The following is a 26,992-nucleotide window of genomic DNA, read 5'->3' on the forward strand; positions in this document are numbered from 1 at the left end:
AACTTATTAGCGGGCAACTTGCCCGTTTAGTACAAAACCGGGACGCCCGATTAGTCCGCGTACACTTGTGCTAATTTACCATATAAGTTATTAAAATCAGTGGATTAACTTTTATAACTTTGACTTAAATAGGAGAAAACGGGCGTCCCTTACTAAAAAAAGGTTCATTTTTACTATACACATTGAACTGTGCATTCATACAGTATAAATACATAAGTGATATTTGGGCTTTTTGGGATAATTCGAGCACTCGGATGGTCGAAACGCTAACTCACTTTGGGGCAGAAACGGTTTAGAGCTACTGAACTAAACCGTTTCTATCAGGCTAAAAAAAGCACCTTCAAACCATAAACTCGCATTGTGAGCGTATCTACGCAAATGCTAGACTGTCTTAGCTACTGATTTAAAAGCACTTATTCAAAGATTAACGAAAACTTGGGATAATCGCCGGTATCCCTGGAAGTAAACCAACCAATGCCATCACACCACTTAGCACGATAAACATAATGCCAGGCAACACCCAGCGGCTCATTTTACTAAGCTCACTACTACGTTCCTTACAACCGACTAAGCCTAAGTTATCCAACAGCATGGTGAGAGCCCAACCAAATGCAGGATTAACGAGCGCTGAAGAAAATACAACAATCGCTGCCGACTGTGTGGTTTTACCTTCACGCGTCATTTCCATTCCAGCTTCTAGCAATGGCACAAATACCCCAACAATGAGCGCGACACAAAGTACAGGTTGCCAAATAGCTAAATCCATCGGGTAACCCCAAATGGCGGCGATGATACAGAACAGAGCCGTGAGCAAAGCACCAGCAGGAATAGGACGCTTAGCAATCGCTGCCGGTACGATATAAGTCCCCCATGAAGACGTAAAGTTTGTGCCACCGAGCAGAGAACCGAACGTTTGACGAATTGAAGCGGTGGTCATGGTATCGTCAATGTTCATGTGTACTTTTTCGGTACGTTCTGGATAGCTGATTTTTTGAAATACTTGATGTCCTAAGAAATCTGGCGACCACATCGCCACAGCTAAAATAGCAAACGGTAATACCACCATGAAATGTTCAATCGTAGGTAGGCCTAGCATCCAGCCTGTATCTTCTCCCCACCAATACATGGGGTTCATGTTGGGTAAACCTGGCTCGGTTTGGAAAGAAAACGGCGCACCCATAGCAAAAGCTAACGTACCACCCAGCAAGCAACTAAGAGGGACGGCTAGCCAACGTTTACGGAAATGTTCCAATAACGCATACAGAATAATGGTGCAAAAGATCACGACAAAGGCGATGTGGCTCATTCCGATTCCCTCCGCCCAAGCGAACAGCTTTTTAACTTGAGAAGCGGTTCCAACAAAGCCAAGGTAGAGCAATAAGCCGCCACACACGCCTTTACTGGTGAGATTTGCCAGCATGCTGCCACCTTTACTGATGGCTAACAGTATGCCAAAAGCGCCAATCAGCAAACCAAAGGCCATAGGGTGCCCGCCTGCTGCAACGACTATAGGAATTAAAGGGATGAGTGGGCCGTGTGTACCCGCGAGGTTTGCGGTCGGCAATAGAAAGCCGGAGAAAAGAATGATGAAAACAGAGGCGATCAGTAGTTCATAACGAACATTTTCTAATATAAATCCTTCATTCAGCCCTAGCGAACCGGCAAAAGTTGCTGCAATGGCTCCCACCATTACAACTTTACCAATGGTCGCGGCCATCGCTGGAATGGTGTCTTCTACCTCGAATCGATAATCTTTAAACGGCAAATTGGGACGCCAGCGTTTAGGCGCCATGATTTGTAATTCATGTTCTAGATACTGTTCGCGGGAATCAAATTCCGATCTTGGTTTATGTTGTTGTTCATAAGTGAGTTCATCCTCATTGGCTTGAGGCGTATCTGTTCGTATATCTGCGGACTCTAACGTAGTGCTCATTATGATTCCTTTCGTTCACACTCTAAGGTGTGTTTTTCCAACCAGCGTTATTGACTCACCAAACGAAGATTAAGCGAGTCGTCGTCTATATCTTTTCTGCCACAAGAACTCGATGACTGATTTTTATGAACCTTTGAAATTTTGTTGCTAGTACCTTATACCAAACGAAAAAACACAAATAGTCTCAGATAGTTAGACATTAGTCGTAGGGTACGACTACCAGCATGGGCTTTGTTATGGAATTCTATAGAACTAGCCTCAAGGGCTTTGGCGAAAGCGAATGGAAGGTCAAGAAGCATGGTACTGACGGAAAGCGCAGAGTCTGGAGAAAGTTGCATGTGGCGGTGGATATCAGTACTCACGACCACTAAATCAACATTACTAGCCAACTTTCAACCACCTCTATTTATTACTTAGAATCAATTGAAGCAATATAAATATGAGAAAAAGTAAGTCAAATCTTACTTGGTTTGATTAATGTGTTTGTCTGACGAAACAAAAAAAGGGGCAAAAACGTGCCAGAATAGTTTGGCCTATACAGGTGGAAAAAAGTGAGCTGCGCGTAGTCTGCTAAGCCACTTATATTAGGTTAGTAAAAGCATCTTTAAATCTTAACTAATTGTTTAAGAAGATACTTTATTTAGATTTAGAACCCATTTTTCTAGTTCTTCGTTATCGTCATCAACAACTCCCCCTGCAAAAACGAAATTGTTCGCCTTTACAACATTGAGTGACGCTACATTCGTTGATGAAATCAATGCGACTACATTTTCGACTAAACCAGAGTTAAACGCTACTTTGCAAAGTTTGTTAACCGCGGACTTTGCTAACCCAAGACCTTGCTGCTGCTCTGCAACATTGTAACCAATTTCAACCTCACCAGCGTTAGGTTCATTTTTAAAACCACAAAAGCCAACCACATGGTTATGGAGCAGCATCATGTAAGGCAACGACCATATTTCATCCTTTCCGCTTTGAGCATGTTGAACAGAACGATAAAGTACATGCTCAGGCGGAATTGAGCCGACACAGAAATCAACCTCCACACCAATACTTGCCGAACTGATCAATTGATGAAGCTGGTCCGTATTTAGCTGCTTTAACTCCATGTTCCACTCTGTGCCTAACGCTTATAAGTCGGATAACTTTCAGTAGGGTAAATCATATTGGCAGAATGTGAATATATTTAACCACTGAATCAGAAAGGCATTCGGAAAACGCATCAACCACAATCTGTCAGCGTTTCTCTCTCTGAGGAAACGATACCGACAGATTGCTTTGAAACTAACCCGTCTTCGATCCGTGGGCGGTAGCGTTATCTCTCAGGTGCACTGTCAGCTCAGCTTTTTGAGCAGTTGAGCGGCTGCCTCTTTGGGGTGAATATCACTCGTATCCACTTCCAAATCGTATTTCATGTATTTATGTACCTGTGGGAACTCCCACTCTGCAAGGCCGATTGCTCTGTCGCCACGTGCGAGTTCGCGTGCCACGCAAACCTCTAGACGACACTCGACTTTCACTCGCACCACGTGGAAACCAGTGAGGACGTTTTCAAGTGCGTTTATCTCGTCTTCGTTTATCCACGCGTTATCTATGATCACCCTGCAACCGGATGTCAGCAGTGCCTTTACGCTTTGATGGTAGCCTTCCGTCAGTTGACCATAGTCATAACCATCACGCGTGATAGGCTCGCCCTTCATCATGTGTTGCAAATCTGATGGTGGTAATGCGTACAAAACACTGTCAATGCTGAAATTCAGATACTGTGTGGGCAAAAGCTCCTGCAACTCTTTTGCCAGGCTCGTTTTGCCGGAACTACCCGTGCCGTTTAGCAATATGACATCTGGATACATACATAGACTCCTTCAAAAGATAACGACAATCTGTTTATATTTCAGCGTTTACCCGCCAAGGTGGATTCAGTCGATTTTCCCCCGCCCAGTAAAGCTTGATTTCATTACCCGATGGATCGACAAGCATGGCTTCTCTCCACAAGTAATCTTTGTCCTTAGGTTCTTCTACAAACTCAATCCCTTTTGCCTTCAAGTCTTCTACTAGGGCATCAAGTTGCTCATGCTCGAAATAAATAACACTGTTATTTTTGGAGTCGGGATTTCCTAAATAGAGTGAAAACGTCGCGTCACCTTCTGGACATTCAAAACGGGCATAATGGTCATCAGCCACTATTTGATTGAATCCAAGGGTTTTGTAAAAGTTGACGGATTCTTCCATGTCTTTGACAGTCAATGTCACTTGATTGAGGTTCATAGAAACTCCCTGATGAACAGACTCTTAATTCGCCATCACTTTACATGGTGTTGAAAAATACACGACTATCATTAGGCGTTTTTTGCGAGCGGGAGAGGGTGAGCAGAAAAGTGCAAAGGCACGGCATGTTAGGGGCAGGAATAATCTAGGCGATAAGGAACGCGGCTAAGCATTACACCGCCGTATTACGCCGTTTCGCTTTGACGCGTCTTACTCCTCTTCACTTTTAGAAAACCACCGGCTGAGCTTTTCTGCGGCTTTTTCGGAATGCTCGGGTTTTACGTACATCACAACTGCGGCGGCGGCAGCAAACAACACACCTAAATCATCAGAAAACCCCACTGCAGGCGTTAAGTCAGGAATGGCGTCAATCGGCGCGATGAAGTAACCCAAAGCGGCAAATATCGTTGTTTTAGCCCATTTCGGCGTGTCATTGTCGGTCGCTGAATAGTAGAGCGTCAGTGCTTTTTCCAGCACATCGTAGCCTGCTTTTTTCGCAAACCCTTTGGCTTTGTCCCAAAATCGCGCTTCGGTATATTCATCTAAATACTTATTGTCACTCATCGATACCGCCTCCTTTTAGCGACGTTATTTCAAACCACATCTTTACACATACTTGCTTCTCATGACTTCGCGTTGTGACGTTAAGACACTGAGATCCGAATCACACCCATCCCCTGCTAGAACATAAAGCATGTGCAAGACTGATATAGTACTTACCAAAATGTAACAGAATAGAAATGGCCAGTCTTCGAGACGGCCATTTTGTCACCATATAGGACACGCGTTAATGACGAAGTGGTACATGGTGCGACGATGGGTAGCTTCCCAGTTTCAACATTTGAGAGGCCGGCATATTGCCGTTGCTGTCGTCGCTTATGCACTCATCAGTTGGGTTTTGCTAACCGCTGCAGGCGAACAGGCTCTCACCTCTCCCTTTGTTGATTTTATTTATTACCTTATCGTCACTGCGTCGACGGTGGGATACGGCGATATGTCTCCGCAAACCGCGGCCGGGAAATGGATCGTCTTGTTATTTGTGATCCCCTGTGGTCTGAGTATTTTTGCCATCGGTGTCGGTCGATTAGCAAGTGTCACCATCGCATATTGGCGTAAAGGGTTATTAGGAAAAAGGAGTGTTGACGTGTCAGGACATATTTTGATTTTGGGGTGGAATGAAAGCCGAACTCTCCATTTAATTGACATGCTGCTTCACGAAGAAAAAGACAAGCGCCCAATCGTACTTTGTGTCCGTGCAGACATCGAAAACCCGCTGCCTAAGGAAATTGATTTCGTGCGCACCACCAGCTTTACCGACGAAACGGCCATGTCGCGAGCTGGCGTTCATGATGCTGAGTGCATCATCATCGACAATCCAGAAGATGATATTACGTTTGCTGCCGCGCTGTTTTGTGCGAGCAAAAATCCAAACGTTCATATTCTTGCCTACTTCCAAGAAGAAGTGCTCAGTAACCTTCTTAAAACCCATTGTCCTAACGCCGAGTGTGTCCCATCCGTTTCCGTTGAGATGCTGGCAAAATCGGCCGTCGATCCGGGCTCATCAGAATTGCATCATGAATTGCTCAATACCCGAAAAGGCATGACGCAGTATGCTGTTACCTATCCTGCGAATGCCAAGCATACAACGGTAAATGACCTATTTCTTCGCATGAAGCAAAACTATGATGCCACCTTGATTGGTATCCGCCGCGACAATCAGGTTCGATTAAACCCCGGGTTAGAGGAAGACGTGAAACCCAACGATCTGCTGTTTTACATTGCAGATGAACGCGTTCAAGACTTTACCTGGGAATAGAAAGCATAAGAGTAGAAAATCAAAAGGGAGCAAACGCTCCCTTTCTTTTAGCTTCGAACACGCTACTACGCCAGATTAAACCTCTGGCGCAAATTTCTTCTTAACAGATACCCAACTTCTCTTCCCTGTTTACCTAAATACGCACCCAGCAAACCACCAAATCGTGACCCACCTTTGGCCCCTTCGTAAACGGTATCAAACAAGGTGTTTTCGACTACCGTGAGATAGTCTTTTCTATCATCACCATCAAGCCAAGCGAGCGACTGAGGATTTAATGGTGCATCCATTAAGACAAACTTTTTTTCCGCTGGCAGTTTTTCAAGCATGGTCGCCATTAACTTCATCAAATTGAAAGGATGTGTGGATTCCCCTTGCCGCGTCAATTCTGCTGCGATACAAACAGGGGCGATTTCCAGCCCTGATTCATCAAGCAGACAATGACGAAGCAAAGACGCCGTGCTCTCTGGCCAGATTTCCACCTCTGGTGAGGGGCTATCCATCACAAAATCCCAGTCATAGGCATAACTCGCCACATCCACTTTATTTAACGCAACGACCAGCCTGTCTTCAAACTCACTGCCTAAAGCCGGAACGATTATGTCTGTGATCAAACGGTAGCCATCATTTAAGTTACGCTCTGCGGCATCAAGCACAACGACGGCCATATCTATTAACGGGTTGCCATCACCATCGTGCTCACTGAGGGTCGCACCAATTTGCATTTCTATCAGCTGATCATGCACTTTATCACCAGTTAATCCCGGATAATCCCATACAATAAGATCACCAGATTGGTAACGCGTAATGCCACTCACAGCATCTAATTCCGCAGAAGGAAATAGACTCTCGCCAAACAATGCTCTGATCGTCGCGGTTTTTCCTACACCTTGAGGTCCCGCAAACAGCAGAGTTAACGGTCGGGCTTCAAGTTGATGCAGACGAAGTTGCAACACTGCTTTTTTAAATTCATCGACGAGTGACGATTGGCTGATATCAAGCGCGAGCTGACGCGAAAATGATTTACTGCTTTCCATAGAAATCTACCTCAATGAGTACCACATATTCCCTTGTCCAACTGCAACTATACGCAAAGTGTTGAGTAAAGTTTGTCTCGCTCTTGATAGGGAAAGTGTATTTCCCCCAAGAGCTGAGGACAAAAAAGCCAGCATTCAAACTGGCTTTTTATTCCATTTTAAATCAATACGTTAAATGCTTATTCCGAATTGACGTCTTAACGCATCACAGACAATTTCACCCAGTGCTCTGCCATTTCGGCCAAGGAACGCACCCAGCTGACCACCGAATCTGTCACCATCTCTTGCGCCGAGATGGAGGTTATCAAAACAGAGATTTTCAACGCTTTGAAGGTACAGCAGCCTGTCATCATGATCGCGCCAATAATCATCACCGCGCGTGAAAGGCTGATTAAGAAGGAGGAGACGCTTCTCTTCTGGTAGCGTCACCATCATTCGAGCAATCACCTTCATCAAATTGTATGGTCGATGGGACGGCGACTCTCCCGCCAACGCACTGTAGGCAATTGGTCGAGTCTGTACCCCAGTGTTGTGAATGAGGCGATAGCGTATGGTCGCCGCTGTGCAGTCCAGCCAAATCTCGGCATCCAATGGCATGAGTTGGCTAGACGATGTTCCGCGGACATTTCGCGCCACTTTGTCAGCCTTATTCATTAGTACCATCAAGCGATTTTCAGTCTGTCTGCCCAACATAGGTACTAAGGTATCGCTAATGTCACGATAACAATCTTCAAGGTTATTGCTGGTTGCATCTAACACCACCAACACCAAATCAATCAGGGGACGTCCCTGCTCATCGTTTTCCGACAGCAAAGAGCCAAGCTCGGCAGTCATGCGTTTTGGATCCGCACTCTCGCTTGGTAATCGCGACTCCCATAGCGTCAAATGTTCGAGCTCGTGACGCGCAATAAGCTGCGGGGTTTCTGCACTTTCGGACCATGAATGTTCGCCAAATAATGCAGCCAGTGTTGATGTTTTCCCGACATCGGCCGCCCCCACCATCAAGATATTGAGTGATTCTGAGGACAAGGCAGCGATACGTTGTTGAACACGAATTTTATAGTCATCTTCTATCGTACTGGATGCACTAACATGTTGACTGATTTCGGAAAAGAATGAGAGCGCATGAGGGTGAACCGTAGACGTTTCATCCTTGTTTTGACTATTCAGTAACGCCCGAAATATTTGTGTATTGACGTTATTTTCCATCTGCATGGTGGTGGTTCTCCTCTTTACTAGATTCACTGCTGAACCGGGACACCTTTCCACTATATGCACTTAAGGCATCAGCATACTGTCTCGCACTTGATAGAGACCGTAAGTTTTTCTGACTGCATTTGAAAAAACGTTTTGAAAGAGAGCGTTAGCCCCAAAGAAATATGCCCGTTCAAAAAGGGCAATATGGTGTAGTCTCTATCTCGGCAACGAAACCTAAGGGTCACTCAACCGCTAATTTTCAAAACCCGCGACAAACAAGGTGTAGGCTATGTTGCTGACGGCTAATCTTCCGTACTGCACTTCACGCGCGATTCGAAACAGGTGCCCTCTTTATCCGCGCACTTTTCAAGTACACGCCCTTTAGCTTCTGCTTTGGTAAAACCTGTTCCGTACAGTCCGCCCGCTTTCAGATCATCGAGGTAGCACCCCCAACGCTTTGAATTCCCCGAATTGCCAGCCTCGCGCTCAAGTGCGCTAACGCGTTTTTTCAACTGCCTGACTTCTCTTTGCAGTTCACGAATCTCCTGTCGCAAAGCGTGGTCACCAAAAAAGTTATCTTCTTCAAACGCATAAGATGGACTCGCAAAGACAAATAAAAGTGCAGCAACAATATACTTCATGACTATCTCTACTTAATCAAACTAGAATTAACGCCACTGTTGGTGGGCCAAGCGACATAGCTTATGTCATCGATACGGCTTCTATCTTATTCCCATCCAGATCTTTTACATATGCTGCATAGTAAGTTGGACCATACTCGGGTCGAAAACCGGGCTTTCCTTCGCAACTTCCACCCAGTTCCATCGCTGCGAGATAAAACGCATCAACGGCATCATTGCTAGGCGCAGTAAATGCAACGTGAACGCCATTGCCTGCGCTTGCTTTATTGTTGCATGGCAGCGTTACCCAAAACTCGAAATTAACGCCATACGCCGCAGCGGTATTCTCAATGAGGTACGACCTTTCAATCGATAAAGCCCCCATCACGGCGTCATAAAATTTAACTGCTGGTTGAAATTGGTTAGTTCCGACTGAAACATGATTTAGCACGACACTTGCTCCTTTTTCTGCATATCCAATAGCACCATGATTATCACCCGACACTGTATGTATACCCAGCAAATTAACGATAACCTATCGTGACATCTGCCGATGTTTCATCTTTTCATGCGTAGTCGTGAAGCTAAGTAAGAGGAAAATGCACGTTTTGAAGCACACCTACCGTGAAATCAATTACATATCATCCGAAAATACAATCACGTAGCATCATTTCACTAACAAATAAAACAAGGGGAATTATTTGATTCCACTCTGACAATTTCGAGATGCCACATTCAAAATTGTTAACTCGTGGTAAATTTCACGTCAAACCTCAACATTTTGAATGTTTGCGGTTTTTTCATCATAGGAAATGTAAATTCATAGCATTGGATGTAGAAAAGGTATCAAGGATGAATATTTTCAAGGGAACCTTAGTGTGTGGTGTTTTATTGCTTAACACAGCGTGTTCATCAATTCCTACTGACTCACTGACAAACGAAGAAGCCGTCGCGCTTGAAGGAAAAGCACTGACTTACTCTCAATACGATGAACTGCCTGATTTCCCCGCGCAAACGGCACTCAACGTGCAATTTGGCTTGCTGGGTGTGTTAAGTGCGATTGAAAGCGGCAACACGATTTTGGAAAACAACCAAATTTCCGACCCTGCATTAGACATCGCAAAAAATTTAGCCAAAGGCATCGAGGAAAATTACGACGTTAACATTATCGAAAATGACAAGGTAATCTCTGTTGATGCCGGCCTGTCAGACGTGGTTGCCGCTTACAATACGTATGATTACGTTGTTGATGTGAAAACCACAGGGTGGGGCTCTATCTACTACTTGGAAGATTGGGACAACTACAAGCTCTCTTACGGTGCTCACGCTCGACTGATTGACGTTAAAGAAAAAGAGGTCGTAGTTGAAGTTCAGTGTTTCACCCAGCCAGCCTACGATGACTCAAATGAAGGACCGTCCTATGAGCAACTGGAAAACGGTGAAGGCCTGAAAAAAGAAATCGCGCGAGCAGTGGCCTTTTGTGTCGACCACATCGTTGCACAGGGCCAACTTCAAAACCACGAGACCAATCAGCCCGTTGATCCCCTCGCAGACAACCACTGATTTTCTAAAAATTCTATAAAAGAAGCCGACATTGGTCGGCTTCTTCTTTCTCCGCTCAACGAACCTTATTGCCGTTGAATTGCGCCAATTAATGCATCTAGCCCTGCATTCACTTTCGAGCGCGAACAGCCTAAATTCAATCGCACATAACCACGTCCCATCTCACCATATACGCCACCATCCATTATGGCGACATTGAAGTGCTCGATCAGGTCTTTCTGAAGCTGAATCATATCAAGGTTCAGAGATGACAGTTCTATCCACGCCAAGTAGGTCGCATCAGGTGCCTGATAGTTCACCGAAGGGAGCGCTTCTTTTAATCGAGAACGCACAAGCTCATGGCTGTCACGAACATACGCATTCAGGGCATCAAGCCATTCCTCGCCTGCGTTGTACGCCGCCATCATCCCAATCACGCCTAAAATCGACGGGGACGAAAGGCCATCCACTTCCTTCAATTTGAACAGGTAATCATTCCGCGCTTTCTCGTTTGGAATAAACGCGTATGCACCGTTCAAAGCAGGAATGTTGAAAGATTTAGAGGCTGATGTCACTAACGCCCAACGTTGTTCCATGCCAAAACCCAGAAACGGGGTGTGCTTTTTAAAGGCAACGTCCATATGAATTTCATCAGAAATCAGGGCCACATCATGCAGGTCACACAGTTCAGCGATTCGGATCAACTCTTCACGCGACCAAACGCGGCCCGTCGGGTTTTGAGGGCTACAAAGCAGGAAAATCGTGGTATCTGCGAGTGCCAACTGAGCTTCTAATTGTTCCCAGTTAATTTCCCAGCCACTTTCGGTTTTAATCAGCGGATTACGGATACAACGGCGGCCCGAGCCTTCTACCAATTTGTCGAACGCATCATAAGCGGGCGTTTGGAAAACCACGCCATCACCAAGATGGCTCCATTTTTCAATCAGCTTGGCGATGATGTAAATGACCGATGGGCCGTACACAATGGCGTCTTTATCAATTTGGGCATCGAATCGACGCTGATACCACGCTTCAATCGCGCCTTTAAAATCATCATGATTCCAACGACTGTAACCCAGCACTGGGTGTGCTAAACGCTCTCTCAATGCTGCCATAACAGCATCTGGTGCCGCAAAATCCATATCTGAAATCGTAAACGGCAACAAACCCGCCTTGCCAAATCTGTCCTGAACGTAATCCCACTGTGTGCAGTAGGTGCCCATGCGATCAATCGGCGTATCAAAATCTATGTGACTCATGAGTTTCTCGACCTCATCTGAAACAGGAAAACCCTCGGGCTGATATCAGTCTCCGAGGGTTTAAAACAGGGAACGTTTTTATTACATCGCAGGGGCTGAAATCAAAGCCTGCATTTCATTTTTCACCAAGTGAACCTGGGTACCGATAACCACCTGAAGGTTGTGCGCATCCAGCTTCACGACACCCAATGCACCGTAGGCTTTCAGCTTGGCATCGTCCACCAAGTCCATGTTATTCACTGACATACGCAGACGGGTAATACAGTTGTCCAGTGCGGTGATGTTCTCTTTACCGCCTAGCGCAGCCAGAATCGCAGCACCTTTGCCTGATTCGTTAATGAATGCTGCTTCCAATTCAGAATCCACTTCCGCAGTGTCAACTTCACGGCCCGGTGTTTTCAGGTTGAATTTGGTAATCGCAAACTTAAACACTGCGTAGTAAACCGCAAACCAAGCCGCCGCAACAACAGGAACCAGGTACCATTTCGTCGCTGTGCCTTGCAGTACACCGAAGACCAAGAAGTCGATAATGTTACCGTCAGTATTACCGATGGTCACATCCAGCAGGCCCATCACCATGAAGCCCAGACCGGTCAAAATCGCATGGATAAAGTACAGCGCAGGTGCAACGAACAGGAACAAGAATTCCAGCGGCTCAGTAATACCACCTACCACACACGCTACCACGCCAGAGATAAGCAGGGCTTTGATCTTGCTGCGGTTTTCTGGTTTTGAACAGTGGTACATCGCCAGTGCTGCACCTGGCAAGCCGCCAAGGAATGCTGGCATCTTACCTTGTGACAGGAATGCGGTAACTTCAGGTGTAAAGCCATTGGTGTCAGCACAAGACAGCTCAGAGTAGAAAATCGTCAGCGCACCAGACACGGTTTGACCACACACTTCCATGGTGCCACCCGCTTCAGTAAAGCGAACCAGAGCAACCAGAATGTGGTGAAGGCCGATAGGAAGAAGCAGACGCTCACCCGTACCAAACAGGAATGGACCAAACGCACCTGCGCCAGCAATCAGGTTACCGATGCCGTTGATGCCTGCGGCAAAGTAAGGCCACACGAATGGGATAAGTACACCGACAACACCCAAAGAGATCGCAGAGATAATTGGGACAAAACGCGCGCCACCAAAGAACGCCAGTGCATCCGGCATTTTAAAGGTGTAGAAACGCTGGTGCAGCTTCGCCACGATGATACCCACCATGACAGCACCCAAAATGCCTGTATCGATTGACTCGATACCGATAATGCTTTTCACACCGTACGCTTTGCGCTCGGCATCATCACCCAACACGCCATTGACGGTCAGGAAAAAGTTGATAGCGAGGTTGAACGCCGCATAGCCAACAAAACCAGCGAAAGCTGCAACACCTTTCTCTTCACGCGCTAGGCCAAGAGGAATCGCAATCGCGAACATTACAGGCAGATAAATAAACGCAACCAAGCCAATCTTGGTCATCCACATGAACAGGTATTGAAGCAGAGTGTTATCTAGAAAAGGCATTGCTTCGCGAACTGCATCGCTTGATAGCGAGCTACCTACCCCAAGCAAAATGCCCGAGAAGGCCAGAAGTGCCACAGGTAGCATGAAGGTTTTACCCAAGCTTTGCAGGAATTCCCACATGGTGGTTTTTGTTGCTTTTGTTGTCATTACAACTCTCCGAATCATGAGAACATGACTGATGCGCTAGATGCTTCCACTGGACAGCACCTAGCACGGTATTTTGTGTTTTCGGAGCGAATCATAGGCAATTAAAATTTTGATAAAACGTTTTATCAAAGCAAATGTGATCTGAATAAGGGCTACAAAACCATAATTTTGACATGGTTTACGTTTTGGGAATTTATCAGTATCTTTTATAGGTAAAACGTTTTATCAAGCGTAAACTGATGATTCTATTTCCCCCGTTTAGACACGTTCAATTCACACATTTTGGGGGCGCAGTGTTAAGGAAAGCTCTTGAAAAAGGTGACCATCACGGATGTGGCCGAACATGCTGGCGTATCCGTTACCACAGTCTCTATGGTGCTTGGCAACAAAGGACGAATTTCCCCAGATACCATTGAGAAGGTAAACCAAGCCGTCAATGCGCTGGGTTATGTGCGTAATCGCGCCGCCGCAAATCTTCGTTCAAACAGTAGTGAAATTATTGGGTTAATTTTAAAAGACATCAGCGACCCCTATTACGCGCAAGTTGCCGCGGGTCTTTGTGAAGAGACCGAAAAGCAAGGCTACATGGTGTTTTTGGCACAAAGCGGCGACGACGCGAAGTTCGAACAATGCGTTTTGACCATGGCACGGCAAGGCGTTGGGGGCATTGCCTTTTGCCCAACCAACGAAAACCAACAAGTGAATGCTGAAGCACTGAAAGCCCACGACCTTCCTCTAGTCTGTATTTCTCGCGCATCTTTAAATCAACCTATCGACTACGTTGGGCCAGACAATGCCAGTGCCGCAAAACTTGCGACCGAGTATTTGATCAATCAGGGACATAGGCGCATTGCCTATGTTGGGGGCAAAAGCAGCTCATTGTGCCGAGCCGAGCGTGTGGGTGGCTATTGCAGTACCTTAATGCAGTTTGGTCTGCCCTTTAAACCTGAATGGGTCGTGGAGTGTGAGTCGGGTCAGTCTCCCGCCGCCAACGCAGTTGAAAATCTCCTTGCCAGTCACCCGCAAATCACAGCAGTGCTTTGTCATTACGCATCTACCGCAGTCGGCGCTGTTCATGGCGTACATCGCGTCGGCGGCACCGTTGGAAAAGACAATATTTTCAACAAACAGATATCCATTGTTGGATTTGACGCCGTGCAAGAAGCTGAGCTGACGGAACCTCCAATCGTATTTGTTAATTCAGATGCAAGAGAGATAGGTCGACAGGCTGCGTTGCGCTTGATTGAACAACTAGAAAGAACCGATACCACCAGCAGGAAAGTGATAGTGTCACCATCGCTGATTAACCACACGTAATCTTTTGTTTTAACTGGTTGAATATCTGCAATAAATGGACAGTTTCATCACACTCCATGGTAAGGTGAAACGGTAACGTATAAGGAGTAGCGGAGCAGGCCATGCGCAAAAATTTGTTTTTCAGTTTGGATTTGAATTTGTTGAGAACCTTTATGGTCCTCAGCCAAGAACTCAACATGCGCAAGGCGTCAGAAAAGCTCTTTGTCACGCAACCAGCAATCAGCCAGTCTTTGAAAAAATTGCGCTTTCACTTCGACGATGAATTGTTTACAAAATCCAGAACCGGATTAAGCGCAACGCCATTTGCGGAAGAACTGGCCGCAAACTTGAAGCCTCACATGGATGGCCTTCAAGCTGCGTTAAACGAAACCACCGAATTTGATCCCGCAACAATTACCCGCCCTTTGCGCTTAGCTCTTGCACCTCAAGTGCTTTCTACAGTGGCAGGTCGCTTAGTCACTGCCTTAAAAACACAGGCTCCAGGTATTGATCTCCAGCTAGTGAATTGGAACATGTCAACACTAGAAGACATCGTTCGAGGTGATATCGACTTTGGCGTCAGCTATGAACTTCCCTCTATTTCGAAGGAAGTGATGAATGATGTCCTTTTCAACATCCAATCAGCAGTCATTGTTCGAAACGGTCACCCCGTCAATAAAGCGGTGGTTACCCCGCACGACATGGAAGGCTACGAACTTGCATCACTTATCATCCCAGGCTGGAATAACAATCAGTCGCTTGCTGCCTCCGTCATGGAACAACTCGGTTTGGAATACTCGATCGGATTCAGCTCTGAACTGCCGTCAGCCATACTGGATGTGGTGCAACAAACAGATATGTATTTCCCCTCTCACCATCTTTTTCCTATTGAGCACTACCCAAATCTTAGGATGATGGATGTGGAAGTTGACTGTGTACCATCAACATACGAAATCCTCGGGTATTACCATCAGAAAGACCGTAATAGTGATTTCACTCAATGGCTAAAACACCTTCTCATTGATGTTTTAGAACAGCAAAACCACTAATTACCATACCAAAAACAAGCATTGGTAATTAGTTTTGCTTATTACCAATATAACGCCTTCTGCTTAGAAAACCATCACTTAGCTCCGTAGACTTGCACTCAATCGATAGGGAATCGCAAAGCCAACAAGGCTTTGAAAATCGAAAGGACTCTCTTCGCTGATTGAACAAAAATTAAGAGAGCTAAGTTATGAAAAAAACGGTAATCGCACTTTCACTGGCAGGTCTGTTTTCAACGGGCGCAATGGCAAACAGCATTAACGTCGACATCGACAATAGCGTCCCGCACGTTCCAGATAATGGTATCGAAATCCCGGTAGAGCGTCCGCAACCAGTTGACCCGGGTTTTGGCATCACCCCTGATAACACACCGGATCGTCCACAGCTTGCTGACCCAGATTTTGGCGTGACACCTGATAGCAATGTACCGGACCGTGATGGCCCGAACTACACACCAGAGCGTCCGCAGCCTGCAGACCCATCATTTGGTGTCGGTGTGCCAACAAGTGGTGAGCTTGTTGCAGACTTGGAGCAACGTATGAATCACCGCTTTGATGAAATGTCAGAGCACATGGACGGTATTCGAGCTGGTCTGCACGCAGTAACCAATGCTCGCCCTTATGTGACAAACGGTGAGTTTGCGATTGGTGCTGGCGTCGGATTTGCGGGCAGTAAAGAAGCGTTAGCAATCGGTGGTGCTTACGGCCTTAGCGAGAAAGTCAGCCTGTCTGGTACTTTCCACTACGAAACGTCAGGAAAGATTTCAGGCTCTGAAGTCGCAGGCGGAATGGGCATCCAATACAAGTTTTAGGCTCAATCAGCGCCTTCGCCCCGGGAGACCGGGGCATTTTCGATCCTGCATAACACGCAATGTATTAAACCTCTCACGCACTTTGTCCAATACCACAAAATAAAAAAGTGGTAGCATTCCCGCCTTTCAGTCTTATAACCACAAAACACAATGAATAACGATAACCCAGTCCTTAAGGACGTTTTTGTAGCGTTTCAAGTCATTCCGCGCCTAAAAGAAGGCAACAACTTTGAAGTTGTCGATAAAGCCATTGAGGTTGTTAAAGCCGCAAACGTGCCTTACCAAGTCGGCGCGATGGAAACCACAATGAAGGGCGAATTGAATCAGCTACTCGAGATCGTGAAAAATGCGCAACAAGCGTGTTATGAAGCAGGGGCGGTGGAAGTGATCACAAACATTAAGATCCACAGTAAAACCGAAGCCGCTACCGACACCTTCTGTACCTATGATAGGGGTGTAACCAAAGCCAACTACATGTTTGTAGATAAGTAACCTGCTGCCGTCATCGTGATATTCACCATGACGGCACGTTTTACTCAAGACAATTTACATTCCCGCTTTTGGGTTAGCACCATACTTATTGTCGTCATGACTGTCTTGAGCCAAGAAAACAATAAGGATAATCCACCCAATGACAGGAATTAACGCTATCAACTGCCACCAACCGCTGCGCCCGGTATCATGAAGCCTTCTTGCTGCGATACTCAAACTAGGAATAAGTAAAGCAATCGAATACACAGCGGTGAGTAACTCTATCCCCGTTATTAGGTCAATGACCACAAAGGCGACATAAAGAAGCGCATAACACAGGATAAACATCCAATATTCTTTTCTTCTTGCTCGGCCCGTGAAGTCTGCATACTTTTTTAATGCCCCAATAAAATATTCCATGTCGTAATTTCCTTATTTTTGCAACCAGTGAGTTAATGACTTTATTTTTTAGTGCATTTCGCTAGATACCACCTTCTACCAAGCGATGCTCCTCTTGCGCGAAAATCAGATCCTACAAGAAACGCCAGCCCACCAGTGTCCCACTATTCGTAAAAAGCAATTTCGGCATTTCCTGTCTATCCGGCTGTTCTGAATAAGGAAAGATAAAAGCGTGATTTCATCACGATGTCTTGGCTTTTACCCAAATTCGCTCGCTTCACCCTCTCGCTTAAAAACGTTAAGATGCGCTCACAGTAAACCAATCAAAACGACAATACTTTGGAACTATTCAACCTTACCTGCTTAGGTAAACCTCTTCGCTTGGAAGCGTCTATGGCTGGCTGGCAAGCCCTTTTCTGGGATAACCAACTCGTCTCTCAACTTGCGGCAAGCGCAGACAACGAAGGTGAAAAAACACACTCTTTCCAATTGACCGCTGACGACCACATTATCACCGTCGATGTAATTTCTAACATTCAGTGGCAACCCTTCGTTGTGGACTACCGCGTCAGCGTGAATGGAGAGCTGATCGAGTCCGGTTCTCGCAATGAAAAAGACATTGAACGCCAACAACCAGTTGTGACGCCAGAAGCCAAACCCAAGCTCAGCCTGATTGGTTTAGCCTCTCTCGGTCTCAAGCTATTCAAAAGTGCCAAGGTCATTAAAGTGGTGCTGGCAGGCGCAAGCTTCGCGGCCTATTCCTGGCTATTCTCTTGGCAATTCGCACTCGCACTGATCGCCTGTTTAGTGGTGCATGAGTACGGACATATCCGCGCGATGAAATATTTCGGCATGAAGGTTAAAGGGTTTTACCTCATTCCATTTATGGGCGGTTTGGCTCTGTCCGATGAGAAGATCAATACGCGCTGGCAAGATGTCGTCATTTCCATTATGGGTCCGACGTTTGGCTTGTTTATGTCACTCGCGGCAATGGTGGCTTATTGGGTCACAGGCAATATTTTCTTTGCAGGGCTTGCCACCTTTAATGCGTTATTGAACCTCTTCAACCTGCTGCCGATCCTCCCACTTGACGGTGGGCATATTTTAAAAAGCATTAGCTTTTCTATGAACAGCATTGCTGGCCTCATTGCCTGCATTGCAGGTGCCGCGATTGGGGTGTTTGTCAGTTATACCTTTGGATTGGCATTGCTCGGATTTTTACTGCTCATCGGCAGTGCCGAAATCATATTTGAATGGAAATACCGCCATCACTCCCATCTGCTACCTTTGAGCCGCTATGGACAAGTGTTCAGCACGCTATGGTACTTAGCGACCGTCGGGGCTCTGGTCGGTGTGATCATGTATTTCGCCACCATGGGTGACGACATGCTGGCACTGCCTTTGATGATCCTTCAAAGCTAATTCAAATAAAAAACACCAGCCGAGGCTGGTGTTTTTCTTTCTGCTTATACTGTCTTCCACCTAGCTAAAAAACTAACGTCCACAGCAAGAAAATATTCAACGTCAGCACAAGCAAGACCACGATACCCCCGACATACGTCGTCAATGGTTTATTCGCGAAATCCCCCATCAATGCACGATTTTTGGTGAACATGAGCAAAGGAATAATCGCCAACGCAATACCAAAGCTCAGTACCACTTGGCTTAACACCAATATCTCGGTGGTATTGACGCCCAATGCAATAACAATAAATGACGGCACCATGGTGACTACGCGGCGAACCCACAGCGGGATAGAGAACTGAACAAATCCCTGCATCACCACATCCCCTGCTAACGTTCCCACTACGGTAGAAGACAAACCTGATGCAATCAGAGAGAGCGCGAAAAGATGCGCGGCAAACGTACCCAACAAAGGGGTGAGCGTCATGTATGCCGTTTCAATTGATGCGATATCTTGACGACCCGTTTGGAAGAAAACCGCTCCCGCCATGGCAACAATACCGATGTTAACGAACCCCGCAATCACCATAGCCACGGTCACGTCTACCCGCGTAGAACGAAGTCGATAAGATTTGGACAGCCCGTAATCGTCTTTAAACAGTGCGGAATGCAGGTAAATAACGTGTGGCATAACGGTCGCACCCAAAATTCCCGCCGCAAGATAGACTTGCTCTGCGTTGTCGAGCTTGGGTTCAAACAACCCTTTAACTACCGCGCCTGTCTCAGGGTGAGAAAAGAACAATTCAACAACGTATATCCCTGCCACCAGCAGCAACAGCCCACCGACAACAATCTCCAGCGGTTTCTGTCCACGTTTGTTCAACGCCAAAATAACAATCGTTGCAACGGCGGTGATCATCGCGCCTTCCATCAAGCTCACGCCAAATAGCAACTGGAACCCGACAGATGCGCCAATAAACTCCGCCAAATCCGTTGCTATCGCAATGAGTTCCGCTTGTACCCAATAAAGGCGCGTAGATAGTTTGTTGGGCAACCGCTCTCTCAGGTGTTCAGCGAGATTTTTACCGGTCACTATTCCCAATTTGGCAGAGAGATACTGAATGAGCATCGCCATCAAGTTGGCAAACAACACGACCCACAGAAGTTGATACCCGTATGAAGAGCCCGCTTGAATATTTGTCGCGAAATTACCGGGATCGATGTACGCAATCGCGGCGATGAATGCAGGGCCAATCATCAAGAGTTTTTGACGCCAGAACTGGCGTCCTGAGGTGGCTAAGGGTGTTTTTTCGTTCGACATGAAAGCTACAACAACGCAAGAGATGAAGAAAACCTAGGCATTCACTCTATGCTCATCAACCTACAAGCACCAATCGGTATAACTAATCGAATCGATTTGCCAAATACGCGCTCTCCCTATAAGTGATTCAGCAAATTGCGGCAAAACAAACTCATCACCCCCTCAAACTCTCAAAGAGGCAACCTCGAATCCGAGTGTTAAATTTACTGACACAACCATTCGCCCCCTCCGTTTTCGATCTCGCTCTTTTCCTTTATCGTATTGATTTTCATCCCCCTTAGCCGAGAAGTGTCAATTTTCACTTAATGAATGATTTACATGAGAATATTAGAGAGTTCTTACTTTGATGAAGGGAAAAATATAGGCTGGTGCTTCTCACAACATAATACCCCTACAAACTCTAATCATACTTTTCACCTTCTTTTGTTCTCATCTTTGAAGCATCTCATTTTTGATGCGCAATATGCTTTGCAGATACACGTATCTTCAGATCACAAGGAAACATGATTCGGTTATCAAAATCAACCAAACCCTGTCTTACGCAAAGGTGATCAGCATGAAGAAGTCGGCGTTAGTATCTGTGGTCGTATCCGCTGTTTTTGCTCAACAGTCTTTCGCTGCCTGTTTGGGGAATGTGTTCTCATTAAACGCAGGGCGAGGAGATGTGGGGATACTTGTAGACGTGCAAGAAAGCAATAAGTTAACTGGGGCATATAATGGTAGCCGCGCCCTTGCCGTTTCAAGGGCTGAATTTAGTGCATCAGCAATGACGTACGACAGTATTAATAATCGTATTTACTATGTCAGCACTCCTCGTCCGAAAACCTACCATGTGCAAGGGCTGGAAAACTTTGTTTCCGACGATGAATTCAACAATCTCAGCTTCCATGCCGCGACATTGGAACCTATTCAGCTCGCGTATTACGATCCGGACTCTAAAACTCATACCGTTGTCGGCACCGTACCTGCGGTTTTTCGTATGGCTTTCAACGCCTCTACCGGTCAAATCATCGCGTCCGACAACATGAAAATCTTCTCCATTGACCCTGCTTCCGGAACCACAGCCACCATTGCAGATTTTGACACGGGATTGATTAGTGGCGGCTTTACCTCTTGGGGCGACTTTGTCTACTACAACAATGAACTCCTTTTCGTCAGCAATACCCGAACATTTATCATTAACGAGTCAACGGGAGCGGCGTCGATTAAAGCCTTTCACTATATCGATTTCGTCACTGGTGCAACGTTAGATCAAAATGGACAAATGCTGGTTGCTGCCAAAAACCAAAACGTCACAGGCAACATCAATAGCACCTGGCTTTGGCGACTCAACCCAGCCACCGGTGAAAAAGCCTCTGTCGGGTTAATCCCCGCGAGGCTAAGTGCCCTCGCAACAAACACACAGGAAGACTATACCTGTTACCCCGAGACCGTTTTCCCGAGTGAAAAAGTGAATGATGTCGGCAGTATCACCACGGCCAATGTCGAGGAAGGGGAGACCGCGACCTTCACTGTGAATTTCGATAAAGACACAGCTGCTCCCATTGATATTAATCTGCAACTCAACAATGGCACTGCCGTTATTAATAGCGATTTCAGTGGCTCTGTTTCAGTTGAATTTGAAGATGGATCATCAACGACAGCGAGCTTGAGCAGCACGTCCAACAAAGTCAACGTTCCGGCTGGAAATGGCTGGATGAAGGTGAAAGTAAACACCGTCGAAGATTCTATCTTTGAAAGCAATGAAACCTTCTCGCTTAAAGCTTGGTTCAGGGACGATGAAAGCGATGCTAAATCCGCGACAGTTACCATCAACAATGATGATTACCAGGTGATGCAATTACTTGGCAATCCTGAAATGAATTATCGCGGCGTTTGGGGCGAAATTGAAAACGGATTGAATGCCAAAAACCTTAATCACAGCAATGGGTCCTATAACTTTAACTGGGCAGGACAAGGACAAGGTGCCGCTGTTTATCAATACTTCAATGTTGTACCAGAGCAGCAATATTCCGTACAGACTCGATTCTGGGCGCAAAGTAGCGGCACGGGCGGTAATCACGGTGGCGAGGTGCGTATCACCAATGGATACAACAACAGTACCATTGCGTCGCAAGGCTTCACACTTTATGAAGGCAATTCAACCAACATCAATTTCAACTTTACAGCCCCTGCGAACGTGAACTATCTTCGCATTCAAATCACCAATACCAGCGTGTCCTGTTGCGTAGAGAGTACGGATTTGAACGTTGATTACGCAAGAGTCACAGGCCCAAAACCTCAGTAATCCCTCGCTATATTTGACCATCAGATACAGTGAAGCCACGCATTCGGCGTGGCTTCTCCTTTACCCATCAAAAATATTTGCACCGTTTAAGCGCTATTTGCTTCGCATTTTTTTGCAATCGATATAGTATGCGCCACCTCCGTTTTTCTGGTGAATTTAAGCGATGACTCAGGCATCCACTGCCCTCTATTCTGACTTGTCTGGCTACTACGATCTGATGTGTGCTGACATCAACTATCAATCACAAAGTGATTGCGTACGTCGACTACATCAACTGTTTGGTAATGAAGGGAAACGCCATCTGGATTTGGCCTGTGGCACCGGCCCACATGTGCGATTTTTCCTTGATAGCGGATTCCTTAGCAGTGGTTTAGATTTAAACCAACCCATGCTTGAATTGGCAAAATTGCGCTGCCCAGAAGCCGAGTTTTCGTTGCAGAACATGTGTGAGTTTTCGGTCGATCAGCCTTATGATTTGATCACCTGCTTTCTGTATTCTATCCATTACAGCGGAAGCCTAGAGAATCTAGAAGCCTGTATCGAACGTGTTCACGCTGCATTAAAACCGGGTGGCATGTTCTGCTTCAATGCCGTCGCCAAAAACATGATCAACAATGACTCTTTCGTTGCGCACAGCGTAGAGCACGCGGGCAGTCACTTTACGTTCAAATCAGGCTGGTTTTATGGCGGTGATGGCGATAAGCAGGCATTAAGGTTGAGAATTGAAAAAACAACCGACAAAGTGACAGAAGAGTGGAACGACAACCACCCAATGGTTGCTGTCACCTTTCAAGAGCTTTCTGCGTTACTGGAGCCTTACTTCGACGTCACAATCCTTGAGCACGACTACGATAAGTTGCTTCCTTGGGATCTTGCCTCGGGCAATGCGATTTTTGCCTGCGTAAAACGTTGATGCGACAAGAGGGCCGAGGAACATGCTCGGCCTTTTCGTTATTGCTTAGCGTCCCATCAGCGTGCTAACCAACCCCCATCAACAGCCAGAACTGCCCCGTTCACATAGTCCGATGCTGATGAAGCAAGGAACACTGCTGCACCAGTAATATCTTGAGCTTCACCCCAGCGCCCAGCAGGTATGCGGCCGAGTATTTCAGCAGCGCGAACATTGTCATTGCGCAAAGCCTCCGTGTTGTCGGTTGCAAAGTAGCCAGGAGCAATGGCGTTTACGTTGATGCCATATTGCGCCCATTCACAAGCCCCGATTCGCGTTAAGCCAAGGACTCCCGTTTTACTTGCTGTATATGAAGGCACCCGAATACCGCCTTGGAACGACAGCATCGAAGCAATGTTGATGATTTTTCCCGGACGACGCTTTTTGATCCATTGCTTTGAAACCGCCTGGCTAAGGAAAAACAGTGTTTTCAGATTGAGATCCATCACTTCGTCCCACTCTTTCTCGGTAAAGTGAATGCTGTCGTTTCGTTGAATGATGCCCGCGTTATTTACCAGTATGTCTGGCACCAGTCTTTCTTGCGCCAGCTTACTCATGAGTGAGCTTATCGCTTCCATTTCGCCAAGGTTCTCCTGAATACCAACAAACCTGCTCCCGGTTTTTTCGACGCTAGCTTGGGTCTGTATTGTCGAAGACCGAGCAACGCCAATCACATCTGCCCCCGCATTCGCAAGTGCAACAGCCATCGCTTGGCCAAGTCCTTTCGAGGCACCAGTTACTAGCGCAACTTTTCCGTCCAACCTAAATTGATTCATTTTGTTCCTCAACGCATGTCTTCTGTTTTGATGAAATCCATATCCCCGAATTCTTGGTTTTCGCCCGCCATCGCCCAAATAAAGCTATATCGACGCGTTCCTACGCCACTGTGAATTGACCAACTGGGAGAAATAACCACTTGCTCATTTGCAATAACAAGATGACGCGTTTCATTCGGCTTCCCCATAAAATGAAAAACCCGTGTGTCATCTTGTTCGAAGAAATAAAAATAGGCTTCCATACGGCGGGAATGCGTGTGACACGGCATTGTGTTCCAGTTTGATGCATTAATTAAATCGGTAAGACCTAACGCTAATTGCGAGCTCGGGCAAACATCAGGGTGAATATATTGATGAATAATTCGTTCATTCGCCGTATCTGGATCACCCAAATGAATTTTTTTTACATCTGAGCGACCAATGTGTCGAACTGGATAAGGATGGTGACTGGGCGCACTGCAGACATAAAACTTCGCAGGGTTACTCGGCTCAACACTTTCAAAAGACACATCATGCTCACCTTTACCGACATAAAGTGCTTCCCGATACGCGAGGGAAAACACCTCATCACCTACGCGAATGACCCCATCCGCGCCAAGATTGACGGCCGCCGCTTCTCGACGAGAAAAAAAGGTTAATCCGCCAAGTGCCTTACCTGCGACTAACGACAGAGACGTTCCCTGAGGGCAGACACCCGCCACAATAAGGCGATCGTCATAACAATAGAACTGACGGACCTCGCCATAGCAAAACAGCGATTCTATCAAGTAATTATCACGCAATTTTTGCGTGTCATAGCCCTGATAATCTTCCGGGTGAGTGGAGTAATAGCATTTCATTGAGAACCTCCCGGTCAAAATTTGACGTACGCGTGCCCTACGCTTGACGAGTGTCCGGGCGCGCTGTTTTTAGATAGTGGTCATAGGTGAAGCTAAGCGTTTTTTGCGACAACGCTTAACATTCGAAACGGTATTGGCTGAATTACGGATAAATTAAATTGGGTAGCCACATCACCAAATCAGGTACGAAAGTGACAATGAGTAACACCGCCACTAACGGCACTAAGAAAGGAGCTGTCGCGGCAACACACCGTTCAAAACTGAGGTTAGATATACTGGATAAAACATATAGCACTACACCAACTGGCGGTGTCAGAAGGCTTATCATCAAGGTCAACACCATAATCACACCAAAGTGAACGGGGTCGACGCCTAATTGCGTGACAGTAGGTAGCAATACGGGCACTAAAATCGTCATTGCCGCAATGGTTTCCATGAAACAGCCAATGACCATCAGCAATACAAGAATGATCGATAAGATCACATACTTGTTGTCGGAGATCGTCATCAAGCCCTCAGCCATCGCCGACGCAATGTTGTGATTAGTCAGAATCCACGCGAAGATCGACGCCGCTGAAACAACGAAAAGGACGACGGCGGTCGTTTCAATTGATTTGAGAGAAACGATGACTAAGCGTTTCAGATTGAGTGAGCGATACACGACGGTGCCAAGGAAAAGTGCCCACGCCACCGCCGCGATTGCCGCTTCAGTCGGCGTCAGTATTCCCGTGGTTATACCGCCAACCACAATGAGCGGCGTCATCAAGGAGAGAAAAGCCCCTCGCGTACTTGTCGCCACTCGCTGAATTGAAAAGGCGCTGTCGACAGGGTAGTTGCGACGTTTGGCATACCAGAAGATCATGATCATGAGCGCGACGGCCATCATCAATCCAGGAACAAGCCCAGCGGCAAACAGTTTGCCGATTGATGCTGACGCAAGCACACCATAGATCACCATGGGCAAGGAAGGCGGAATGATAGGGCCAATCGTGGATGACGCAGCGGTTATCCCAACTGAAAATTCCGTATCGTACCCCGCTTCTCGCATCGCTTTGAGTTCAATTGCGCCAAGGCCTCCGGCATCAGCAACCGCCGCTCCCGACATGCCCGCAAAAACGACGCTCCCCCCAACATTGACATGACCTAGCCCGCCCGGTAGCCAACCAACTAACGCTTTGGCGAACTCAAAAATACGGTTGGTGATCCCTGCGGAGTTCATGAGATTCCCCGCCAAAATAAAGAAGGGGACAGCAAGCAAAGGAAAACTGTCGACACCACTGACCATGCGATGAATTACCACCATACTGGGTAATGAACCATCAATAAGAATAAACAGCAGTGACGCACCCGCTAGGGCGATGGCAACGGGTAAACCGATAAAAATAAAGAAAGCCGCCGCAATGAATAGTATGGCTATCATGAATTATCTCCCTTATTACCCACGTGCTCACTACCCTTCCTTAGCTTGTGCCATGCCTGAGCGAGTTGGATGCAAAGCATGACAACGAAGGCAATGGCAACACACTGGTAAATCACACTTTTTGACACGTTAACTGCCATGAGTTTTTGGAACTGCGTAGCACTTGCTACTTCACTACAGAGGTAAACAGCTCCTGCGTAAAACAAAGATTGAAGTAACGTGTTAAACCAGTAGATATACCCTTGTAACGACCGCGACATCCGAGACACAAAATATTGGACACAGATATGTGCATTACGTTGAAGCGCGAGTGCAGAACCAAAAAATGTGAGAATAATTAAAATGTTTCGTGCAATTTCTTCCGTCCATACTGCAGAATCGTTAAGAAAATAACGTGTAAAAAACTGGAAAAAGAGCACAAAGGCTAATACCCAAAACACAAGAGTACATAGCCATCCAAGTACACCTACGTCTCCCCATGCAAAGTCGCGGTCTTCGTCTTCAATGAATCCCCCGATATCGGCGTCGGTATCTTGAGTGATGGGGTCAGACGTACCATGGTTAGTGTTCGTTTGACGGCTTAATTGCTTGAATTCAGGTTCATTTGCAGCATCCTTTGCCTCGAACATGTCAAACTCCTT

General features: G+C 46.5%; 26 protein-coding genes and 1 pseudogene. 10 read left to right on the plus strand and 17 right to left on the minus strand.

Going from position 1 to position 26,992, the window contains the following annotated elements; all coding sequences use genetic code 11:
* Nucleotides 1-424: 424 nt before the first annotated feature.
* Complete coding sequence (locus tag LRP49_RS20720; protein WP_274144588.1) at nt 425-1,933, minus strand: DUF3360 domain-containing protein; 1,509 nt, start codon at nt 1,931-1,933, stop codon at nt 425-427.
* Nucleotides 1,934-2,184: 251 nt separating this feature from the next.
* Between LRP49_RS20720 and LRP49_RS20725 the strand changes: the two are divergent.
* Nucleotides 2,185-2,298: pseudogene (locus LRP49_RS20725) on the plus strand (IS5/IS1182 family transposase); the annotation flags it as partial.
* Nucleotides 2,299-2,556: 258 nt separating this feature from the next.
* On the opposite strand, the gene LRP49_RS20730 reads toward LRP49_RS20725, so the two are convergent.
* The 4 genes from LRP49_RS20730 to LRP49_RS20745 form a co-directional block, all read right to left on the minus strand.
* Complete coding sequence (locus LRP49_RS20730; protein WP_274144589.1) at nt 2,557-3,042, minus strand: GNAT family N-acetyltransferase; 486 nt, start codon at nt 3,040-3,042, stop codon at nt 2,557-2,559.
* A 225-nt stretch (nt 3,043-3,267) separates the two neighbouring features.
* Complete coding sequence (locus LRP49_RS20735) at nt 3,268-3,786, minus strand: chloramphenicol phosphotransferase CPT family protein (RefSeq protein ID WP_274144591.1); 519 nt, start codon at nt 3,784-3,786, stop codon at nt 3,268-3,270.
* Nucleotides 3,787-3,820: 34 nt separating this feature from the next.
* Entirely contained in the window at nt 3,821-4,201 is a 381-nt protein-coding gene (locus tag LRP49_RS20740; RefSeq protein WP_274144593.1) for a VOC family protein, read from the minus strand.
* 210 nt (nt 4,202-4,411) lie between these two features.
* Nucleotides 4,412-4,765: a YkvA family protein gene (locus LRP49_RS20745; RefSeq protein ID WP_274144594.1), complete on the minus strand. Its 354-nt coding sequence runs from the start codon at nt 4,763-4,765 to the stop codon at nt 4,412-4,414.
* 226 nt (nt 4,766-4,991) lie between these two features.
* Here LRP49_RS20745 and LRP49_RS20750 point away from each other — a divergent pair, with 226 nt between their 5' ends.
* Entirely contained in the window at nt 4,992-6,017 is a 1,026-nt protein-coding gene (locus LRP49_RS20750) for an ion channel (protein WP_274144596.1), read from the plus strand.
* Between the two features lie 65 nt (nt 6,018-6,082).
* Here LRP49_RS20750 and LRP49_RS20755 read toward each other — a convergent pair whose 3' ends face one another.
* From LRP49_RS20755 to LRP49_RS20770, 4 genes are all read right to left on the minus strand, one after another.
* Nucleotides 6,083-7,051 (minus strand): GTPase family protein, encoded by a 969-nt coding sequence (locus LRP49_RS20755; RefSeq protein ID WP_274144598.1) that lies wholly within the window; start codon nt 7,049-7,051, stop codon nt 6,083-6,085.
* A gap of 171 nt (nt 7,052-7,222) precedes the next feature.
* Nucleotides 7,223-8,266 (minus strand): GTPase family protein, encoded by a 1,044-nt coding sequence (locus tag LRP49_RS20760; RefSeq protein ID WP_274144599.1) that lies wholly within the window; start codon nt 8,264-8,266, stop codon nt 7,223-7,225.
* A gap of 284 nt (nt 8,267-8,550) precedes the next feature.
* A complete protein-coding gene (locus tag LRP49_RS20765; RefSeq protein ID WP_274144600.1) occupies nt 8,551-8,889 on the minus strand; it encodes a hypothetical protein in 339 nt (112 codons plus the stop codon).
* Nucleotides 8,890-8,950: 61 nt separating this feature from the next.
* Nucleotides 8,951-9,319 carry a VOC family protein gene (locus LRP49_RS20770; protein ID WP_274144602.1) on the minus strand — a complete coding sequence of 123 codons (369 nt, stop codon included), beginning with the start codon at nt 9,317-9,319 and terminating at the stop codon, nt 8,951-8,953.
* Between the two features lie 401 nt (nt 9,320-9,720).
* On the opposite strand from LRP49_RS20770, the gene LRP49_RS20775 reads away from it, so the two are divergent.
* On the plus strand, nt 9,721-10,431 hold the full coding sequence (locus LRP49_RS20775) for a hypothetical protein (RefSeq protein ID WP_274144604.1): 711 nt from the start codon (nt 9,721-9,723) through the stop codon (nt 10,429-10,431).
* A 65-nt stretch (nt 10,432-10,496) separates the two neighbouring features.
* Here the strand turns inward: LRP49_RS20775 and LRP49_RS20780 are convergent, their stop codons facing one another.
* Nucleotides 10,497-11,669, minus strand: a complete 1,173-nt coding sequence (locus LRP49_RS20780; protein ID WP_274144606.1) for a MalY/PatB family protein — start codon at nt 11,667-11,669, stop codon at nt 10,497-10,499.
* Nucleotides 11,670-11,750: 81 nt separating this feature from the next.
* Nucleotides 11,751-13,331: a maltose/glucose-specific PTS transporter subunit IIBC gene (gene malX, locus LRP49_RS20785; protein ID WP_274144608.1), complete on the minus strand. Its 1,581-nt coding sequence runs from the start codon at nt 13,329-13,331 to the stop codon at nt 11,751-11,753.
* Between the two features lie 309 nt (nt 13,332-13,640).
* On the opposite strand from malX, the gene malI reads away from it, so the two are divergent.
* The 4 genes from malI (at nt 13,641) to LRP49_RS20805 (ending at nt 16,977) form a co-directional block, all read left to right on the plus strand.
* The gene (malI, locus tag LRP49_RS20790; RefSeq protein ID WP_274144610.1) at nt 13,641-14,648 is read left to right on the plus strand and encodes a Mal regulon transcriptional regulator MalI; all 1,008 of its coding nucleotides are present in this window, start codon (nt 13,641-13,643) and stop codon (nt 14,646-14,648) included.
* A gap of 101 nt (nt 14,649-14,749) precedes the next feature.
* Nucleotides 14,750-15,676 carry a LysR family transcriptional regulator gene (locus LRP49_RS20795; protein WP_274144611.1) on the plus strand — a complete coding sequence of 309 codons (927 nt, stop codon included), beginning with the start codon at nt 14,750-14,752 and terminating at the stop codon, nt 15,674-15,676.
* 188 nt (nt 15,677-15,864) lie between these two features.
* Nucleotides 15,865-16,485: a YadA C-terminal domain-containing protein gene (locus LRP49_RS20800; protein ID WP_274144612.1), complete on the plus strand. Its 621-nt coding sequence runs from the start codon at nt 15,865-15,867 to the stop codon at nt 16,483-16,485.
* A 150-nt stretch (nt 16,486-16,635) separates the two neighbouring features.
* The gene (locus LRP49_RS20805; RefSeq protein WP_274144615.1) at nt 16,636-16,977 is read left to right on the plus strand and encodes a thiamine-binding protein; all 342 of its coding nucleotides are present in this window, start codon (nt 16,636-16,638) and stop codon (nt 16,975-16,977) included.
* Between the two features lie 54 nt (nt 16,978-17,031).
* Here the strand turns inward: LRP49_RS20805 and LRP49_RS20810 are convergent, their stop codons facing one another.
* Nucleotides 17,032-17,376 carry a DUF805 domain-containing protein gene (locus tag LRP49_RS20810; RefSeq protein WP_274144616.1) on the minus strand — a complete coding sequence of 115 codons (345 nt, stop codon included), beginning with the start codon at nt 17,374-17,376 and terminating at the stop codon, nt 17,032-17,034.
* 318 nt (nt 17,377-17,694) lie between these two features.
* Between LRP49_RS20810 and LRP49_RS20815 the strand changes: the two genes are divergently transcribed.
* Nucleotides 17,695-18,777, plus strand: coding sequence for a site-2 protease family protein (locus tag LRP49_RS20815; protein WP_274144617.1), 1,083 nt, complete (start codon nt 17,695-17,697; stop codon nt 18,775-18,777).
* A gap of 64 nt (nt 18,778-18,841) precedes the next feature.
* Here LRP49_RS20815 and LRP49_RS20820 read toward each other — a convergent pair whose 3' ends face one another.
* Nucleotides 18,842-20,080 (minus strand): Nramp family divalent metal transporter, encoded by a 1,239-nt coding sequence (locus LRP49_RS20820; RefSeq protein WP_274144619.1) that lies wholly within the window; start codon nt 20,078-20,080, stop codon nt 18,842-18,844.
* A gap of 556 nt (nt 20,081-20,636) precedes the next feature.
* Between LRP49_RS20820 and LRP49_RS20825 the strand changes: the two genes are divergently transcribed.
* Nucleotides 20,637-22,367: an SMP-30/gluconolactonase/LRE family protein gene (locus tag LRP49_RS20825; RefSeq protein ID WP_274144621.1), complete on the plus strand. Its 1,731-nt coding sequence runs from the start codon at nt 20,637-20,639 to the stop codon at nt 22,365-22,367.
* A 163-nt stretch (nt 22,368-22,530) separates the two neighbouring features.
* The gene (locus LRP49_RS20830) at nt 22,531-23,280 is read left to right on the plus strand and encodes a class I SAM-dependent DNA methyltransferase (RefSeq protein ID WP_274144623.1); all 750 of its coding nucleotides are present in this window, start codon (nt 22,531-22,533) and stop codon (nt 23,278-23,280) included.
* A gap of 56 nt (nt 23,281-23,336) precedes the next feature.
* On the opposite strand, the gene kduD is transcribed toward LRP49_RS20830, so the two are convergent.
* From kduD to LRP49_RS20850, 4 genes are all read right to left on the minus strand, one after another.
* A complete protein-coding gene (gene kduD / locus LRP49_RS20835; protein ID WP_274144625.1) occupies nt 23,337-24,092 on the minus strand; it encodes a 2-dehydro-3-deoxy-D-gluconate 5-dehydrogenase KduD in 756 nt (251 codons plus the stop codon).
* An 8-nt stretch (nt 24,093-24,100) separates the two neighbouring features.
* The gene (gene kduI / locus LRP49_RS20840; RefSeq protein ID WP_274144626.1) at nt 24,101-24,931 is read right to left on the minus strand and encodes a 5-dehydro-4-deoxy-D-glucuronate isomerase; all 831 of its coding nucleotides are present in this window, start codon (nt 24,929-24,931) and stop codon (nt 24,101-24,103) included.
* A gap of 142 nt (nt 24,932-25,073) precedes the next feature.
* Complete coding sequence (locus tag LRP49_RS20845; RefSeq protein ID WP_274144628.1) at nt 25,074-26,351, minus strand: TRAP transporter large permease; 1,278 nt, start codon at nt 26,349-26,351, stop codon at nt 25,074-25,076.
* Complete coding sequence (locus LRP49_RS20850) at nt 26,348-26,980, minus strand: TRAP transporter small permease (protein ID WP_274144630.1); 633 nt, start codon at nt 26,978-26,980, stop codon at nt 26,348-26,350. Before LRP49_RS20850 ends, LRP49_RS20845 begins: the two co-directional genes overlap by 4 nt.
* Between the last annotated feature and the right edge of the window lie 12 nt (nt 26,981-26,992).

The sequence above is a fragment of the Enterovibrio qingdaonensis genome (assembly GCF_028683135.1).
GTDB classification, from domain to species: domain Bacteria; phylum Pseudomonadota; class Gammaproteobacteria; order Enterobacterales; family Vibrionaceae; genus Enterovibrio; species Enterovibrio qingdaonensis.